12 protein-coding genes are annotated in these 13,984 nt (G+C 71.2%); 4 read left to right on the top strand and 8 right to left on the bottom strand.

Going from position 1 to position 13,984, the window contains the following annotated elements:
• Positions 1–17: 17 nt before the first annotated feature.
• From O3W51_RS38215 to O3W51_RS38190, 6 genes are all read right to left on the bottom strand, one after another.
• Positions 18–713: a hypothetical protein gene (locus tag O3W51_RS38215; RefSeq protein ID WP_138355065.1), complete on the bottom strand. Its 696-nt coding sequence runs from the start codon at positions 711–713 to the stop codon at positions 18–20.
• Positions 714–867: 154 nt separating this feature from the next.
• Positions 868–2,688, bottom strand: a complete 1,821-nt coding sequence (locus O3W51_RS38210; RefSeq protein WP_138355066.1) for a glycoside hydrolase family 3 protein — start codon at positions 2,686–2,688, stop codon at positions 868–870.
• Between the two features lie 78 nt (positions 2,689–2,766).
• On the bottom strand, positions 2,767–3,822 hold the full coding sequence (locus O3W51_RS38205; protein ID WP_269288587.1) for a hypothetical protein: 1,056 nt from the start codon (positions 3,820–3,822) through the stop codon (positions 2,767–2,769).
• 187 nt (positions 3,823–4,009) lie between these two features.
• Positions 4,010–4,807 carry a sugar phosphate isomerase/epimerase family protein gene (locus O3W51_RS38200; protein ID WP_138355068.1) on the bottom strand — a complete coding sequence of 266 codons (798 nt, stop codon included), beginning with the start codon at positions 4,805–4,807 and terminating at the stop codon, positions 4,010–4,012.
• 76 nt (positions 4,808–4,883) lie between these two features.
• Positions 4,884–5,801: a bifunctional helix-turn-helix transcriptional regulator/GNAT family N-acetyltransferase gene (locus O3W51_RS38195; protein ID WP_138355069.1), complete on the bottom strand. Its 918-nt coding sequence runs from the start codon at positions 5,799–5,801 to the stop codon at positions 4,884–4,886.
• 179 nt (positions 5,802–5,980) lie between these two features.
• A complete protein-coding gene (locus O3W51_RS38190; protein ID WP_269288585.1) occupies positions 5,981–7,057 on the bottom strand; it encodes a LacI family DNA-binding transcriptional regulator in 1,077 nt (358 codons plus the stop codon).
• A gap of 158 nt (positions 7,058–7,215) precedes the next feature.
• Here O3W51_RS38190 and O3W51_RS38185 point away from each other — a divergent pair, with 158 nt between their 5' ends.
• The 3 genes from O3W51_RS38185 (at position 7,216) to O3W51_RS38175 (ending at position 10,486) form a co-directional block, all read left to right on the top strand.
• The gene (locus tag O3W51_RS38185; RefSeq protein ID WP_269288584.1) at positions 7,216–8,367 is read left to right on the top strand and encodes a Gfo/Idh/MocA family protein; all 1,152 of its coding nucleotides are present in this window, start codon (positions 7,216–7,218) and stop codon (positions 8,365–8,367) included.
• Positions 8,364–9,530: a dihydrodipicolinate synthase family protein gene (locus O3W51_RS38180; protein ID WP_244809179.1), complete on the top strand. Its 1,167-nt coding sequence runs from the start codon at positions 8,364–8,366 to the stop codon at positions 9,528–9,530. The genes O3W51_RS38185 and O3W51_RS38180 overlap by 4 nt, the downstream gene beginning before the upstream one ends.
• Positions 9,531–9,634: 104 nt before the next feature.
• Entirely contained in the window at positions 9,635–10,486 is an 852-nt protein-coding gene (locus tag O3W51_RS38175) for a sugar phosphate isomerase/epimerase family protein (protein ID WP_138355119.1), read from the top strand.
• 220 nt (positions 10,487–10,706) lie between these two features.
• On the opposite strand, the gene O3W51_RS38170 is transcribed toward O3W51_RS38175, so the two are convergent.
• Entirely contained in the window at positions 10,707–11,144 is a 438-nt protein-coding gene (locus O3W51_RS38170; protein ID WP_138355072.1) for a DUF937 domain-containing protein, read from the bottom strand.
• Positions 11,145–11,228: 84 nt separating this feature from the next.
• Entirely contained in the window at positions 11,229–11,477 is a 249-nt protein-coding gene (locus tag O3W51_RS38165; protein ID WP_138355073.1) for a class F sortase, read from the bottom strand.
• A 197-nt stretch (positions 11,478–11,674) separates the two neighbouring features.
• Here O3W51_RS38165 and recD2 point away from each other — a divergent pair, with 197 nt between their 5' ends.
• Positions 11,675–13,891 carry an SF1B family DNA helicase RecD2 gene (gene recD2 / locus O3W51_RS38160; protein WP_138355074.1) on the top strand — a complete coding sequence of 739 codons (2,217 nt, stop codon included), beginning with the start codon at positions 11,675–11,677 and terminating at the stop codon, positions 13,889–13,891.
• Positions 13,892–13,984: the final 93 nt, after the last annotated feature.

Genomic DNA, 13,984 nt, shown 5'->3' with positions numbered 1-13,984 from the left:
CCGAGCAAGGACGTGGTTCACAGCCGGCGGGCGCATCCGACGCCCGCCGGCCCGACGTTCACGAACAGCGCCGTTCCCGGCGGGCATTGGGCGCGCTCAGCTGCGATCGCGTCCACCCGGTACCCGGGCTTGTTCCGGCTGGAACGGTCACAGGCCGTCTCCTTCACCTGGCCGGCACCCGCTGTGTAGACGCAGTCGCCGACGATGGTGCGCGGACCACCGCCCGCCCCCGGGTCACCGGGGTGCGGGCCGTCGCGTTTGCGCATGCAGGCGTACCCCGGCGACCGGCCGGACGACACCGACAGGACGAAGTCCGTCGTCTCCGGACAGCGGTCTCCCGCCCGCACCGTGGGGGCTGTCGAGGCGGCCTGTCCGGCGGCCGGCGATGACGCCGGTGCTGACGCATCCGGCAGCAGACCGTAGAACCGGACCGTGACCTCGGCGATGGCGTTCGGGTCCGAGCACGCCACCTCCCGGTACGAGCCCAGCGGATCGCTCTGCGCACACGCGCCTTCCGCGAGGAACGCCGTATCCGTGCCCGCGGGCTTCAGGGTGGGTGAGGGGGCGGCCGTTCCCGCCCCCGAACCGCCGCCCGCCGTCCCCCGGAACGGTGTGCAGGCCGCGAGCGCGGCGAGGAGGGCGAGTGCGAACAGGACGGCGGCCGATACCACCGCGGCGTGCAGAAACGATCCCAAATGGCCGTACCCGCGCATGAAGGCCCCCCTAGGCTTCCCCCGGGCAACATGCACCCATACGTCAGGGTAGGGGGTGGAACCGGCGGAGGGGAGGGCCCGCCGGCTCCGGGTTGGCCCGGCACCTTCCCGGACGGTCCGACACCCGACCCGATGTGTTTCCCGGGAGCCCCGACTACCGGTATTTCAGGCCGTGTCCGATCGGATAGAGCGCCTTTTCAGGATCGTCCGCGCGGGGCACCGCGACCGGCAGCCGGCCCGTCGGAGCCGCTCTGCCGGCGATGACCCGGGCCACCGCGCGCATCGACACATCGGTCCAGCCGTACACGGCGAGCCCGGCCGCGACGCCGCCGAGCCACGCGATGTCGTACGGATTGCGGAGGGCGATCTGAACGACCGGGATGCCGGTCGCCACCAGTGCCTTCACCAGGGCGATCTGGCCGGCCGCGGCCGCCGTGACGTTGTACGTGCCGATGACGACGCCGTCCTTGCCGCGGGCGGCCGCGACGGCCTCGTCGATGACGGCCTGGCCGGGCGCGGTACCGGTGGGCAGCGCCTGCGCTCGGTGGCCGAGGTCCGTGAGCGCCTTGGCGAGAACCGAGGTCGGCGGGCCACCCGTGCCGGACGGCGCGGCCGGATCCGCGCCGACCACGAGCAGATTCCGGTGGGCGCGGCGCGGCAGCGGCAGGACCCGGGAGGGGTTGGAGAGCAGGGTGACGGTACGGTCGGTGATCCGGTCGGCGGTCGCGAGGTGCGAACGGATGCCGACCGCCCGGTCGACGCCCTGATGCGTGACATAGGGATTGCGGAACAGGCCTTTGCGGGTCTTGAGTTCCAGGATCCGGACCAGGGACTCGTCGATCCGCTGCTCGGTGATCTCCCCGGACGTCAGCGCGTCGAGCACCGCCTTCCAGGCGACGTCGAGGAGCGGCGGGTTCAGCAGCTGGTCGGCGCCGGCCTTGAGGGCGAGCACCGGCACCCGGTCGTCGCCGTACTTCTGCCGCACACCGGCCATGCCGAGCGAATCGGTGATCACGACGCCGTCGTAGCCGAGTTCCTCCCGGAGGATCCCGGTGAGGATGGGGCGGGAGAGGGTGGCGGGGTCCCCCGAGTCGTCGAGCGCGGGAACCAGGATGTGGGCCGTCATGATCGAGTCGATCCCGGCGGCGATCGCGGCGCGGAACGGCGGGGCGTCGATCCGCCGCCACTCGTCCAGCGAGTGGGTGATGACCGGCAGTTCGAAATGGCTGTCGGTGCCGGTGTCGCCATGGCCGGGGAAATGCTTGGCGGTGGAGGCGATCCCGGCCCCCTGGTACCCCTTGACCTGGGCTGCCGCCAGAGCGGCGACGGCCTGCGGATCGGCGCCGAAGGACCGTACGCCGATCACGGGGTTGGCCGGATTGATGTTCACGTCGGAGACCGGGGAGAAGTTCTGGTTGACGCCCATGGCGCCGAGCTCGGTGCCCACGACATGGGCCGCGGCGCGGGCGTCGTGCGGATCACCGTCGGCGCCGAGCGCCATCCCGCCGGGGAAGAGCGTGGCGGGTGAGCCGATCCGGGCGACCGCGCCCTGCTCCTGATCGGTGGAGATCAGCAGTGGGATCGGAGTCCCATGGGCCAGCGCGGCGCGCTGGATGCCGTTGGAGAGGTCGGCGATCTGGTGCGGGTCCCGGGTGTTGTGCGCCCAGCTGAAGTAGATGATGCCGCCGAGGTGGTACTTGGCGATCAGTTCGGCGGCGTCGGAGACGCCCATCTCGCTCTGGTTGGAGGCGACGTCCGCAGGGTCGGGGGCGGTGGCGGAATGGCCGTAGACCCGCATCACGAAGAGCTGGCCGACCTTCTCCGCACGGCTCATCCGCGCGATGATCGCGCGGATGAGCCTGCGGTCCGGGGCGGCGGCCTGGGCGGACGGGACGCCGGCGGCGAAGGCGCCCGCTGTGACGGCGGTGGCGGCCGCGGTGGCGAGAACGGTGCGGCGGGATGGTTGGTGGTGCATGTCGAACTCCTTCCGGCTGGAGGAGATGAGCACGCTGAAAGTTTTCTTCAGTTGAAACGGATAGCCGGAAAGTTTTCGTCAGTCAATGGCTGTGACGCGAGTCGGCAGCACATTCACCGGGACGGCCAGCACCGCCGCGTAGATCTCGGGCCGGATACAGCGGATGTTCTCGCCTCCGGTCGGCGACGCCGATACCCGCCCCTCGGGAGTGATGAGCAGTGCGGCGCCGGTGGACCGGCAGCCGGACAGCTTGAATCCGAAGCGCCGTTCACCGCTTTTCGGCGAATGCGCGGCCAGCTGTGTGCGTACGGCCGAGGCGCCGGCGGCGGGCAGACCCGCCAGATAGGCGTTCAGCTGGGCGGGCTGGGTCACTTCCGAGCCCTTGAGCCCCTGGCCCTGGGCGGTCGCGCCATTGAGGTACGTGAACGCCACCGTCGTACCGGGGCTGGGCGCGGTGGCCGCCGCACCTCCGGTCCCGAACACCGGATGCTTCGGCATACGGTCGCGCGGCACCTCGAAGACCACCGTGACCTGATAGGCGACCAGGCACTCCGGCTTGGGCTTCGGCTGGCTGACCCCGAGCGTCAGCCGGTCGCCACTGGCGAGCAGCGCGGCCCCGGTGGCCTGGCTGCAGCCGGTGGTCTCCACCCAGCCCACCAGCACATTGCGCGAGAAGTCCGTCTTCTGGGTGCGCTGGGCGATCTCGCGGGCCGCCGCCGGATCGGACCCCGCGAACCAGCTCGGGAAGCGGGACAGCTCGAGTTCGCTGTTGATCACCGAGTGGACCGCGGGCGGCCTGCGCACCCCGGCGGAGAGGTACACGACCCGGGACTCGATCCCGTGGGCTCCGGACTGGACGGGGGTGGTCGCGGTGCCGGCGGACGACGGACTGCCCGACGGAGAACCACCGGTCGACGGTGGAACCCCCGTCGCCGAGGTACTGGGGCTGTGGCCGCCCCCGGCACTGTCGGAAGGCGGCGCACCGGTGGCGGATCGGTCCTGACCGCAGCCGGTGGACAGGGCTGTCAGTGACGCGGCCAGCACCGCGACCGACACGGCTCTACGGAGCTTTATCAGCAGCATGTGGCTTGGACGGGCGGATTCCACGACCGGTTCCGTGCGGTGGCTGAACATGGCTCCATCGTCGGGCCGGCCGAGGTCACCGGGCAGTGTGTGATGCGCCGTTTGGCCGAAAGCGCACGGACCGCCCCTGGCGTGGACCGGCCCCGCATGCGCACTTGCCGGCATGGACCGACCTCCCCAAGGACTCCCAAGGACCCCCACGGACCGCCCCGCGACCGGCGCACGGCCGGCCCCGGTGTCATGCCGAGTTGGCGAGCAGCCGGGACAGATGCTGCCGGGCCGGTGACAGCAGCTCCGGCAGGTCCGCGACCTGCGGGTACCAGCGCTTCTCGTACTCCCAGCAGAGCCAGCCGTCCCAGTCCCCCCGGCTCAGCACCTCCACGGTCTCGGCCAGCGGCAGCACACCCTCCCCGAGCGGCAGCGGGGTGGTGTCCTCGGCCGAGGCGATGTCCTTGACCTGCACGTACCCCAGGTGCGGGGCGAGTACGGGGTAGGTCTCGGACGGCTGCTCACCACCGCGCCAGGTGTGCATCACATCCCAGATCACACCCACGCTGCCGTGCCCGACCAGCCCCATGATCCGGGCCGCGTCCGCTCCGGTCGGGTGCGAGTCGTGCGTCTCGAGCAGCACCTTCACCCCGAGGCGGGCGGCGTCCGGCGCGACCGCCGCAAGGCGCCGTGCGGCGTACAGGTCCGCCTCAGCCGCCGGCAGTTCGCCACCGCCGGGGAAGACCCGCACGAACGGAGCCCCCAGATCGGCTGCGAGGGCCAGGTTGGCCCGCAGGTCCGTCAGTACCGGCTCGTCGTCACCCGGCGCGGCGACCTTGGCGTAGGCCGCCACCGTCAGGATCTCCACCCCCGACTTCTCGAACTCGGCCACGACCGCGCTCCGTTCCGCCGCCGACAGGCCGGTGTGGACGGGTTCCTCGGCGTTGGCCCGGATCTCCACACCGTGGAAACCATGCTCAGCGGCGAGGCGGACGACCTGCTCGATGGGGAGTGCGGGGACGCCGAGTGTGGAGAACGCGAGCTTCATCCGGCGGACACTAGGCACCACGCAGGGCATGGTCAACCTCCCACGGCGCTCTCGGCGCGCGCCGCCGCGATCCGGCCTAAAGCACCAGGCGCCAGTCCTGTCCCACGAGGTCCTTGCCGAAGCTGTGATGCGGCTTCTCCGCGACGAGCTCGAAGCCGGCCCGCTGGTAGATCTTCCGGGCCGCCCCCAGCACATCGTTCGTCCACAGCACCAGCTCGCGGTAGCCGGCCCCGCGGGCGAAGGATATGCACCGCTCCACCAGCCGGTCGCCTATGCGATGACCGCGCGCACCCGGCTCGACCAGCAGCAGCCGCAGCCGCGCGACGCCGGGTACCTCGTCGCGGACGCAGAACACACAGCCGGCCGGCACACCGTCCAGCTCCGCCATCCACAGCGCCTCGCGCCCGGGATCCGGATCGGCGGCGAAGTCCGCCACGATCCGTGCCACCAGTGCTTCGTACTCGCTGTTCCAACCGAACTCGGCCGCGTACACCGCCGCGTTCCGCTGGATCACCCAGCCCAGGTCGCCGGGCCGTGGTCCGCGCAGTTCGATCCGGGCCGGGGCAGGCGGGCGGTCGTCGCGCAGTATCTCCCGGACGGTGCGCATGGCCTCGGCCAGCCGCGGGCGGTCCTCCTCGGGCACATCGCTGAGCAGCGACCCGACGGCCTCCTCCGCCCGTTTCTCCAGCAGCGTGGCCGCCTCCCGGCCCCGCGGGGTCAGCTCTATGCGCTGCCGCCGGGCGTCCTGTTCGGACGGCGCACGGGTGACCAGCTGGTCCTGTTCGAACTTCGACAGCATGCGGCTCAAGTGCCCGGCGTCGAGCGAGAGTTCCACCCGGAGGTCGGCGGCGTCTGTCCGCCGGGAGTGCGCCAGCTCGTACAGCACCCGCGCTTCGGTCAGCGTGTAGGGAGTATGCAGATGGCGGCTGTAGTCCAGCGCGCCGATGAGGTTGGTGTAGAAGCGGTTGAACGCGCGGATCTCTTGCACGGCCATGGGGGCACCTCGGCATTCACCGTCGAAATTCCTTTGCCTGAGTCAAAGGTAAGCCCGCGACGGCACCGTGAAAAGGCCTGTGGATAACTTCCGGGCGCCCCTGCGGACACCCCGTGACGCCCTGGTGGACGGCCTCCCGGACGGCCTCCCGGGCGTCCCGTGAACCCCTCGGCCTCGTTTCAGGCGGACCCGGCCCGCGGCGGTGCCGTGGACGCCCGCACCATCAGCTCGGTGCGGATCGTCGCGAGGCCGCCGGGCGGCGCGGTCTGCCGCCCCATGACGAGGCGGCCGGCCCGGGCGCCCGCCTCCTGCAGCGGGATGCGGACCGTTGTCAGGGCCGGCGCGGTGTCCACGCTGAACGGGAGATCGTCGAAGCCCGCCACCGAGACGTCGTCCGGAATGCTCAACCCCTGGTCGCGCAGGGCCGCGCAGACGCCGAGCGCGACGGTGTCGTTGGCGGCGATGACGGCGGTCAGCGTGGGTTCCCTGCGCAGGAGTTCCAGCGCCGCGTCGTAGCCGGAGGAGCGGTCGTACGAGCCGTGCACCGTGAGTCGGTCGACGGCGGGACCGGTGGCCGGCAGGCCGTGGTCCGCCAGTGCCGCCCGGTGGCCCTCCAGCCGGTGCCGGGTGGTGGTGCGGTCGGCGGGACCCGCGACGTACCCGATCCGGCGGTGGCCGAGGGAGAGCAGGTGCTCGGTGAGCCGCCGCGCGCCGCCCCAGTTGTCGAACGCGACGGTCGCGACGGGGATCTGCGTGGCCGGCTGTTCCAGCGGAGGCCGTCCGCACAGCACGATCCGCGTGCCGGACTCCGCGAGCCGGGCGAGCCGGGCGGCGACCGCCGCACTGTGCTCCGCGCCCTCGACCGCGCCGCCGGTGATCACCACTCCGGCCGCACGCTGGCGTTCCAGCAAGGTGAGATAGGTGAGTTCGGCCTCGGGGGAGCCGCCGGTGTTGCAGACCACCGCGAGCTTGCCGCCGCCGGGTGCGGATGCGTCGCTGATCTCGGCCTGGACGGCGCTCGCGATCAGTCCGAAGAACGGGTCCGCGACGTCGTTGACGAGTACTCCGACCAGGTCGGAGGTGGCGGCCGCGAGGCCTCTGGCCTGCCCGTTGACCACATAGTCCAGGTCTTCGACGGCCCGCTGGACGCGGTCGCGCGTGCTGCCCGCGACCGGGTAGTTGCCATTGAGGACGCGCGAGACGGTCGCGGACGACACCCCGGCGCGCGCCGCGACATCGGCGAGGGTCACTGCCATCTGCGTCCGTACCTCCTGCTGGCCGTCCCGGGACCGCACCGCCCGTTGCCGGACATGTTCTCACCTTGTCGGATCGGCCCGCTTCCGGCTAGCGTGCCAGAGAAGAAAGCGCTTGCTATCGCTTGACCGGCGGTAGCGGCCGAAGGGGAGGACCCAACGTGACACGCAGGACAGTGCGGATCGCCATGAACGGCGTCACGGGCCGCATGGGCTACCGCCAGCACCTCGTCCGCTCGATCCTGAGCCTGCGCGAGCAGGGCGGACTCGACCTCGGGGACGGCACGACGCTGTGGCCCGAGCCGGTCCTCGTCGGCCGTCGGGAGCACGCGCTGCGCGCGATGGCGGACCGGCACGGGCTGGAGCACATCTCCACCGACCTCGACGCCGTCCTGGCCGACCCGACGGTCGAGATCTACTTCGACGCGCAGGTCACCTCGGCCCGCGAGGAGTCGGTGCGCAAGGCCATCGCCGCCGGAAAGCACATCTACTGCGAGAAGCCCACCGCCACGTCCCTGGACAGCGCCCTGGAGCTGGCCAGGCTCGCCACCGCCGCCGGCGTCAAGCACGGCGTGGTCCAGGACAAGCTCTTCCTCCCCGGCCTGCTGAAGCTCAAGCGGCTCATCGACGGCGGCTTCTTCGGGCAGATCCTCTCCATCCGCGGCGAGTTCGGCTACTGGGTCTTCGAGGGCGACTGGCAGAGCGCCCAGCGGCCCTCCTGGAACTACCGTTCACAGGACGGCGGCGGCATCGTCGTCGACATGTTCCCGCACTGGGAGTACGTGCTCCACGAGCTGTTCGGGCAGGTCCGCACCGTCCAGGCGCTGACCGCCACCCACATCCCGCGGCGCTGGGACGAGCACGGCAAGCCGTACGACGCGACCGCCGACGACGCCGCGTACGGCATCTTCCAGCTCGACGGCGGCGCCATCGCCCAGATCAACTCCTCCTGGACGGTGCGCGTCAACCGCGACGAACTGGTGGAGTTCCAGGTCGACGGCACGCACGGCTCGGCCGTCGCGGGCCTGCGGGACTGCCGGGTGCAGCACCGCTCCGCCACCCCCAAGCCGGTCTGGAACCCGGACCTCCCGGTCACCGAGCCCTTCCGCGACCAGTGGCAGTCGGTCCCCGACAACGGTGAGTTCACCAACGGATTCAAGAGCCAGTGGGAGCTGTTCCTCCGGCATGTCGTCCTCGACGAGCCCTGGCAGTGGGACCTGCTGGCCGGCGCGCGCGGAGTCCAGCTCGCCGAACTGGGCCTGAAGTCGTCCGCCGAGGGCCGGTGCCTCGACGTCCCGGAGCTGTCCCTGTGAGCGGCCGGGCGGCCATCGAGCTCCCCAGCGCCACCGGTGAACTACGTTCCTATGTGCCGCGTACCGAGCCCGTTGTCCATGCCCTGGGCGGTGAACTGCGCAGCCGGGTCGTCTACTCGGCCGCGCACGTCGTCGCCGACCCCTGGCGCAGCGCCGCCGACGAACCGGCGGCCATCGACTGGGACGCCACTCTCGCCTTCCGCCGCCACCTGTGGTCACAGGGTCTGGGTGTCGCCGAGGCGATGGACACTGCCCAGCGCGGCATGGGTCTGGACTGGGCGGCCGCGGCCGAGCTGATCCGCCGCTCCTCCGCCGAGGCACGGGCCACCGGAGGCCGCATCGCCTGCGGCGTCGGCACGGACCAACTCGTCGCGCCGGCCCGGACACTCACCGAGGTGACCGCTGCCTACGAGGAGCAGCTCGCGGTCGTGGAGGAGTCCGGATCGCAGGCCGTCCTCATGGCGTCCCGCGCGCTGGCGGCCCTGGCCAGCAGCCCTGACGACTACGTCGAGGTCTACAGCCACCTGCTGCGCCAGTCCGCGGAACCGGTCGTTCTGCACTGGCTCGGTCCGATGTTCGACCCCGCGCTGGCCGGCTACTGGGGCAGCGAGGATCTCGACGCGGCCACGGAGACGTTCCTGGACGTCATTGCCGCCCACCCCGACAAGGTCGACGGGATCAAGGTGTCGCTGCTCGACGCCCGGCGCGAGGTGGAACTGCGCCGCAGGCTGCCCAAGGGCGTGCGCTGCTACACCGGCGACGACTTCAACTATCCCGAGCTGATCGAGGGTGACGAGCAGGGCTTCAGCCATGCGCTGCTCGGCATCTTCGACCCACTGGCGCCGCTCGCCGCCGCCGCCGTCCGCACCCTGGACACCGGGGACGCGGCCGGCTTCCGGGCACTTCTCGACCCGACCGTCGAGTTGTCCCGGCACCTGTTCGGCGCTCCGACGCGCTACTACAAGACCGGTGTGGTGTTCCTGGCCTGGCTGGCGGGCCACCAGTCGCACTTCACGATGGTGGGCGGTCTGCAGTCGGCACGCTCCCTCCCGCATCTCGCCCGTGCCTACGAGCTGGCCGACGGTCTCGGCCTGTTCCCCGACCCGGCGCTGGCCGAGGCGCGGATGCGGCAGCTGCTCGTCATCCACGGGGTGACCGCATGAGCGCGGACCGTAAGACCGCCGACAGCGGGAGCCCCGACAGCGGACGCCCCGACAGCGGACGCCCCGACCGTACGACCGCCGGCCCCGTGCCCGCTGCCGGCCCCATGAGCTCTGTCCGCGCGACGGCCGGCGATCTGGCGCGGCTGAGTATCAACCAGGAGACCGTCAAGCAGTGGTCGCTGCCCGAGCTGGCGGCGGGTTGCGCCGGGCTCGGAGTGCCTGGTGTGGGCCTCTGGCGTGCGCCGGTGCAGGAGTACGGCGTCGAGCGGGCCGCCCGTCTGATGCGGGAAACCGGCCTCCAGGTGACGTCCTTGTGCCGCGGCGGCTTCTTCACCGCGAGCGATCCGGCCGCCCGGCGCGCGGCGATGGACGACAACCGGGCCGCGATCGACGAGGCGGCCGTCCTGGAAACCGGCACCTTGGTGCTGGTTTCGGGCGGACTGCCATCAGGAGAGCGCGATATCGGGGCCGCACGGGAGCGGGTCGCCGACGCGCTGGCCGAGCTGGCTCCGTACGCCGCCGAACGGTCGGTGCGCCTGGCGATCGAGCCGCTGCACCCGATGTACGCGTCGGACCGCTGCGTCGTCTCCACGCTCGGCCAGGCACTGGACATCGCCGAGCGCTTTCCCGCCGAGCGGGTCGGGGTCGTCGTGGACACCTACCACCTGTGGTGGGACGACCGGGTGCCGGCGCAGATCGCCCGCGCCGGCGCGGGCGGCCGGATCGCGGCCTTCCAGCTCGCGGACTGGGTCACCCCGCTGCCCGAGGGCGTGCTGCTGGGGCGGGGCCAGCTCGGTGACGGCTGCGTTGACCTGCGCGGATTCCGTGAGCAGGTCGATGCGGCCGGGTATTCCGGCGCCGTGGAGGTGGAGATCTTCAACCCCGCCCTGTGGGCGCGGGACGGCGCCGAAGTGGTCGCGGAGATCGCCCGCCGGTACCGCGAACACGTCCTCTGAAGAATCTTCAAATTATTTCTGTCCGGCGTACAACCCTTCTGGGGGGTGGTCGGTCTTATAGGCATCAAGGTTCCCGGGAGGGGTTCGGGGAACTGAGGTAGTGATATGCGCCCGAGGGGGGCTTCGGGGGTACTGGGGGGAAACGCAAAGGGGTCCGGCTCACGCCGGACCCCTTTCGTCTGTCCCGGGACGGGTCGCCGCCCCCAGGTGCCCCCAGGGCTCATCTCTTGGAGCGGGCCCGCTTGGCGAGCACGGTCGCCACCACGGGGATGACGAGTTCGAGCGCTCCGGCGACGGCTGTGACCGGCAGACCCGTCTTCTTCGCTACCGCTCGGGCGGTCGGCGCCGTCACCTTGCGGAGTACGGCGACCAGCATGCCGCCGCCCGCCACCGAAGCCGGTCCGCCGAGTCCGGCGAAGCCGACGGCCCCGGCCGGCGGCTCGGGTTCCGTGGCGGCCTGCTCCAGCGCCTGGCTGAGTTCCGCGGTGCCGCCCGGGGTGACCGCGTCGTCGGTGAGGACGCCGGTCAGCGAGGTGACCGAGGTCCCCACGAGCTTCCGGGCCGATTCCGGATCGGTGCCCAGCACTCCGGCGATCTCCTGGATCTGGTCGTCGCCGAGCTCGGACAGCACTTCGTTCTGCAGCGGTTGGTCGCTCATACTCCGGACGCTACGCGCGAAGGCGGTCCGGGGCCCGTGGTGGTCGGCCGAACGCGTCAGGCCAGGTCCGGGCGCTGCGCGGGCCTATCGCAGGGACGCGTAGACGATGAGGTTGTCCACGGGGTGCACTGCGGCGTCCAGGGCGCCGTCACAGGTCACCGGCCGCAGTACGGGGTCGGGGTCCGGGCCGTAGACCTTTTCGGTCGGGACGGTGTTCTTGTTCACCGTCTGGGTGCCGGTCACCGTGTAGTGCACGTTCTTCCCGGCGGGGTCGCGGACGGCGATGTCCGCGCCCTTCTTCACCTTTGTTCGGGGCCTCGGGAGAACGGCCATGAGCCCATCGGCCGAAAAGACGAGAAGTGCCGTGGCGGGGTCAGCCCAGCGGCGTACGCGGCGGTGCGCCGCGGTTGTCCACAGGCGTACCCGGAGTGTCGGGGGCAGGCGGTACCTTCGGACCAGATCGCCGACGAGCAGCAGTCGGGCAGCCGCTGGACCGTCGCGGAGGCCGCTGGGGGACGGGAGGCAGGGCCATGGGGGACGCGCGACTCGCCGTGCTCGAAGCCGTCCTGGAGCGGATCACCTACGCCAACGAGGACAACGGCTACACGGTCGCGCGGGTCGACACGGGCCGCGGCGCCGGCGATCTGCTGACCGTGGTCGGCGCCCTGTTGGGCGCGCAGCCGGGCGAATCGCTGCGCATGGAGGGCCGTTGGGGCTCCCATCCGCAGTACGGCAAGCAGTTCACCGTGGAGAACTACACCACCGTCCTGCCCGCGACGATCCAGGGCATCCGCCGATACCTCGGTTCGGGGCTGATCAAGGGGATCGGGCCCAAGATCGCCGACCGGATCGTGGAGCACTTCGGCACCGACACCCTGGATGTCATCGAAGGGGCGCCGAAACGGCTGATCGAAGTGCCGGGGCTCGGGCCGAAGCGGACCAGGATGATCGCCGTCGCCTGGGAGGAGCAGAAAGCGATCAAGGAGGTGATGGTCTTCCTCCAGGGAGTGGGGGTGTCCACGTCCATCGCGGTGCGCATCTACAAGAACTACGGCGACGCGTCGATCTCCGTGGTGAAGAACCAGCCCTACCGGCTGGCCGCCGATGTGTGGGGCATCGGATTCCTGACCGCCGACCGGATCGCCCAGGCGGTGGGGATACCCCACGACAGCCCGGAGCGGGTCAAGGCGGGGCTCCAGTACGCGCTGTCGCAGGCCACCGACAGCGGGAACTGCTTCCTGCCCGAGGAACAGCTGCTCTCCGACTCCGTCAAGCTGCTGCAGGTGGACGCCGGACTGGTGATCGACTGCCTCGCGGAGCTGGTGGGCGAGGAGGGCGTGGTCCGGGAGTCGGTACCGGATCCGGAGGGCGGCGATCCGGTGCGGGCCGTGTACCTGGTGCCGTTCCACCGGGCGGAGATCTCGCTGGCCGGCCAACTGCTCAGACTGCTGCGCGGGCCGGAGGACCGGCTGCCGCTGTTCCAGGACGTCCAGTGGGACAAAGCCCTGTCCTGGCTGGCCGGCCGCACCGGAGCGGATCTGGCGCCCGAGCAGCAGCAGGCGGTGCGGTTGGCGCTGACCGAAAGGGTCGCGGTGCTCACCGGTGGCCCCGGCTGCGGCAAGTCGTTCACGGTGCGTTCGGTGGTGACTCTGGCGCAGGCGAAGAAGGCCAAGGTGGTGCTGGCCGCGCCGACCGGCCGCGCCGCCAAACGGCTGGCCGAGCTGACCGGCATGGAGGCGTCGACCGTGCACCGGCTGCTGGAGCTCAAGCCGGGCGGGGACGCGGCCTACGACAAGGACCGGCCGCTGGACGCGGACCTGGTGGTCGTGGACGAGGCCTCGATGCTGGACTTGCTGCTCGCGAACAAGCTGGCCAAGGCGGTGCCGCCGGGCGCGCACCTGTTGTTCGTCGGGGATGTGGACCAGCTGCCGAGCGTCGGCGCGGGCGAGGTGCTGCGGGATCTGCTGGCCCCGGGCAGCCCGGTCCCGGCGGTGCGGCTCACCCGGATCTTCCGCCAGGCCCAGCAGTCGGGCGTGGTGACCAACGCCCACCGGATCAATTCGGGAGTCCCGCCGATCACCCAGGGGCTCCCCGACTTCTTCCTCTTCCCCGAGGAGGACACCGAGGAGGCGGGTCGGCTGACGGTGGAGGTGGCGGCCCGGCGGATCCCTGCCAAGTTCGGCCTCGACCCGCGCCGCGACATCCAGGTGCTCGCGCCCATGCACCGGGGCCCGGCAGGCGCCGGCGCGCTGAACGGCCTCCTTCAGCAGGCCATCACCCCGGCCCGGCCGGATCTCCCGGAGCGCAGGTTCGGCGGCCGCACGTTCCGTGTCGGCGACAAGGTCACCCAGATCCGCAACAACTACGAGAAGGGGGAGAGCGGCGTCTTCAACGGCACGGTCGGGGTGGTCACCGCGCTCGACACCGTCGAACAGAAGCTCACCGTGCTCACGGATGAGGACGAAGAGATTCCGTACGACTTCGACGAGCTGGACGAGCTGGCCCACGCGTACGCCGTGACGATCCACCGCTCCCAGGGCAGCGAGTACCCGGCCGTGGTGATCCCGGTCACCACGGGGGCATGGATGATGTTGCAGCGGAATCTGTTGTATACGGCTGTTACCAGGGCGAAACGCCTGGTGGTTCTGGTCGGGTCGCGCAGGGCGATAGCCCAGGCGGTACGCACCGTCTCGGCCGGTCGGCGCTTCACCGCCCTCGATCACCGGCTCGCTCAGGGCGCGAAATAGGCACTCCGTGCCATGTTTCGGCCCTATGGCCGACCCCGAGTGCACGCGCCAGTGCCAAATGGGGGACAGTGGACCTAGTCAGGGCACCTCGAA

Origin of the sequence: Streptomyces sp. H39-C1 (genome assembly GCF_027158125.1) — a bacterium.
Taxonomy (GTDB): domain Bacteria; phylum Actinomycetota; class Actinomycetes; order Streptomycetales; family Streptomycetaceae; genus Actinacidiphila; species Actinacidiphila fildesensis.
The sequence above is the reverse complement of the archived record's forward strand: the minus strand, read 5'-3'. Positions and strand labels throughout refer to the sequence as shown.

Excerpts from the sequence above, each read along its gene's own strand:
- O3W51_RS38205 (WP_269288587.1), bottom strand. The coding sequence starts at position 3,822 with ATGTTCAGCCACCGCACGGAACCGGTCGTGGAATCCGCCCGTCCAAGC.
- O3W51_RS38170 (WP_138355072.1), bottom strand. The coding sequence starts at position 11,144 with ATGAGCGACCAACCGCTGCAGAACGAAGTGCTGTCCGAGCTCGGCGAC.
- recD2 (WP_138355074.1), top strand. The coding sequence starts at position 11,675 with ATGGGGGACGCGCGACTCGCCGTGCTCGAAGCCGTCCTGGAGCGGATC.
- O3W51_RS38190 (WP_269288585.1), bottom strand. The coding sequence starts at position 7,057 with ATGGCAGTGACCCTCGCCGATGTCGCGGCGCGCGCCGGGGTGTCGTCC.
- O3W51_RS38210 (WP_138355066.1), bottom strand. The coding sequence starts at position 2,688 with ATGCACCACCAACCATCCCGCCGCACCGTTCTCGCCACCGCGGCCGCC.
- O3W51_RS38175 (WP_138355119.1), top strand. The coding sequence starts at position 9,635 with ATGAGCTCTGTCCGCGCGACGGCCGGCGATCTGGCGCGGCTGAGTATC.
- O3W51_RS38215 (WP_138355065.1), bottom strand. The coding sequence starts at position 713 with ATGCGCGGGTACGGCCATTTGGGATCGTTTCTGCACGCCGCGGTGGTA.
- O3W51_RS38200 (WP_138355068.1), bottom strand. The coding sequence starts at position 4,807 with ATGAAGCTCGCGTTCTCCACACTCGGCGTCCCCGCACTCCCCATCGAG.
- O3W51_RS38165 (WP_138355073.1), bottom strand. The coding sequence starts at position 11,477 with ATGGCCGTTCTCCCGAGGCCCCGAACAAAGGTGAAGAAGGGCGCGGAC.
- O3W51_RS38195 (WP_138355069.1), bottom strand. The coding sequence starts at position 5,801 with ATGGCCGTGCAAGAGATCCGCGCGTTCAACCGCTTCTACACCAACCTC.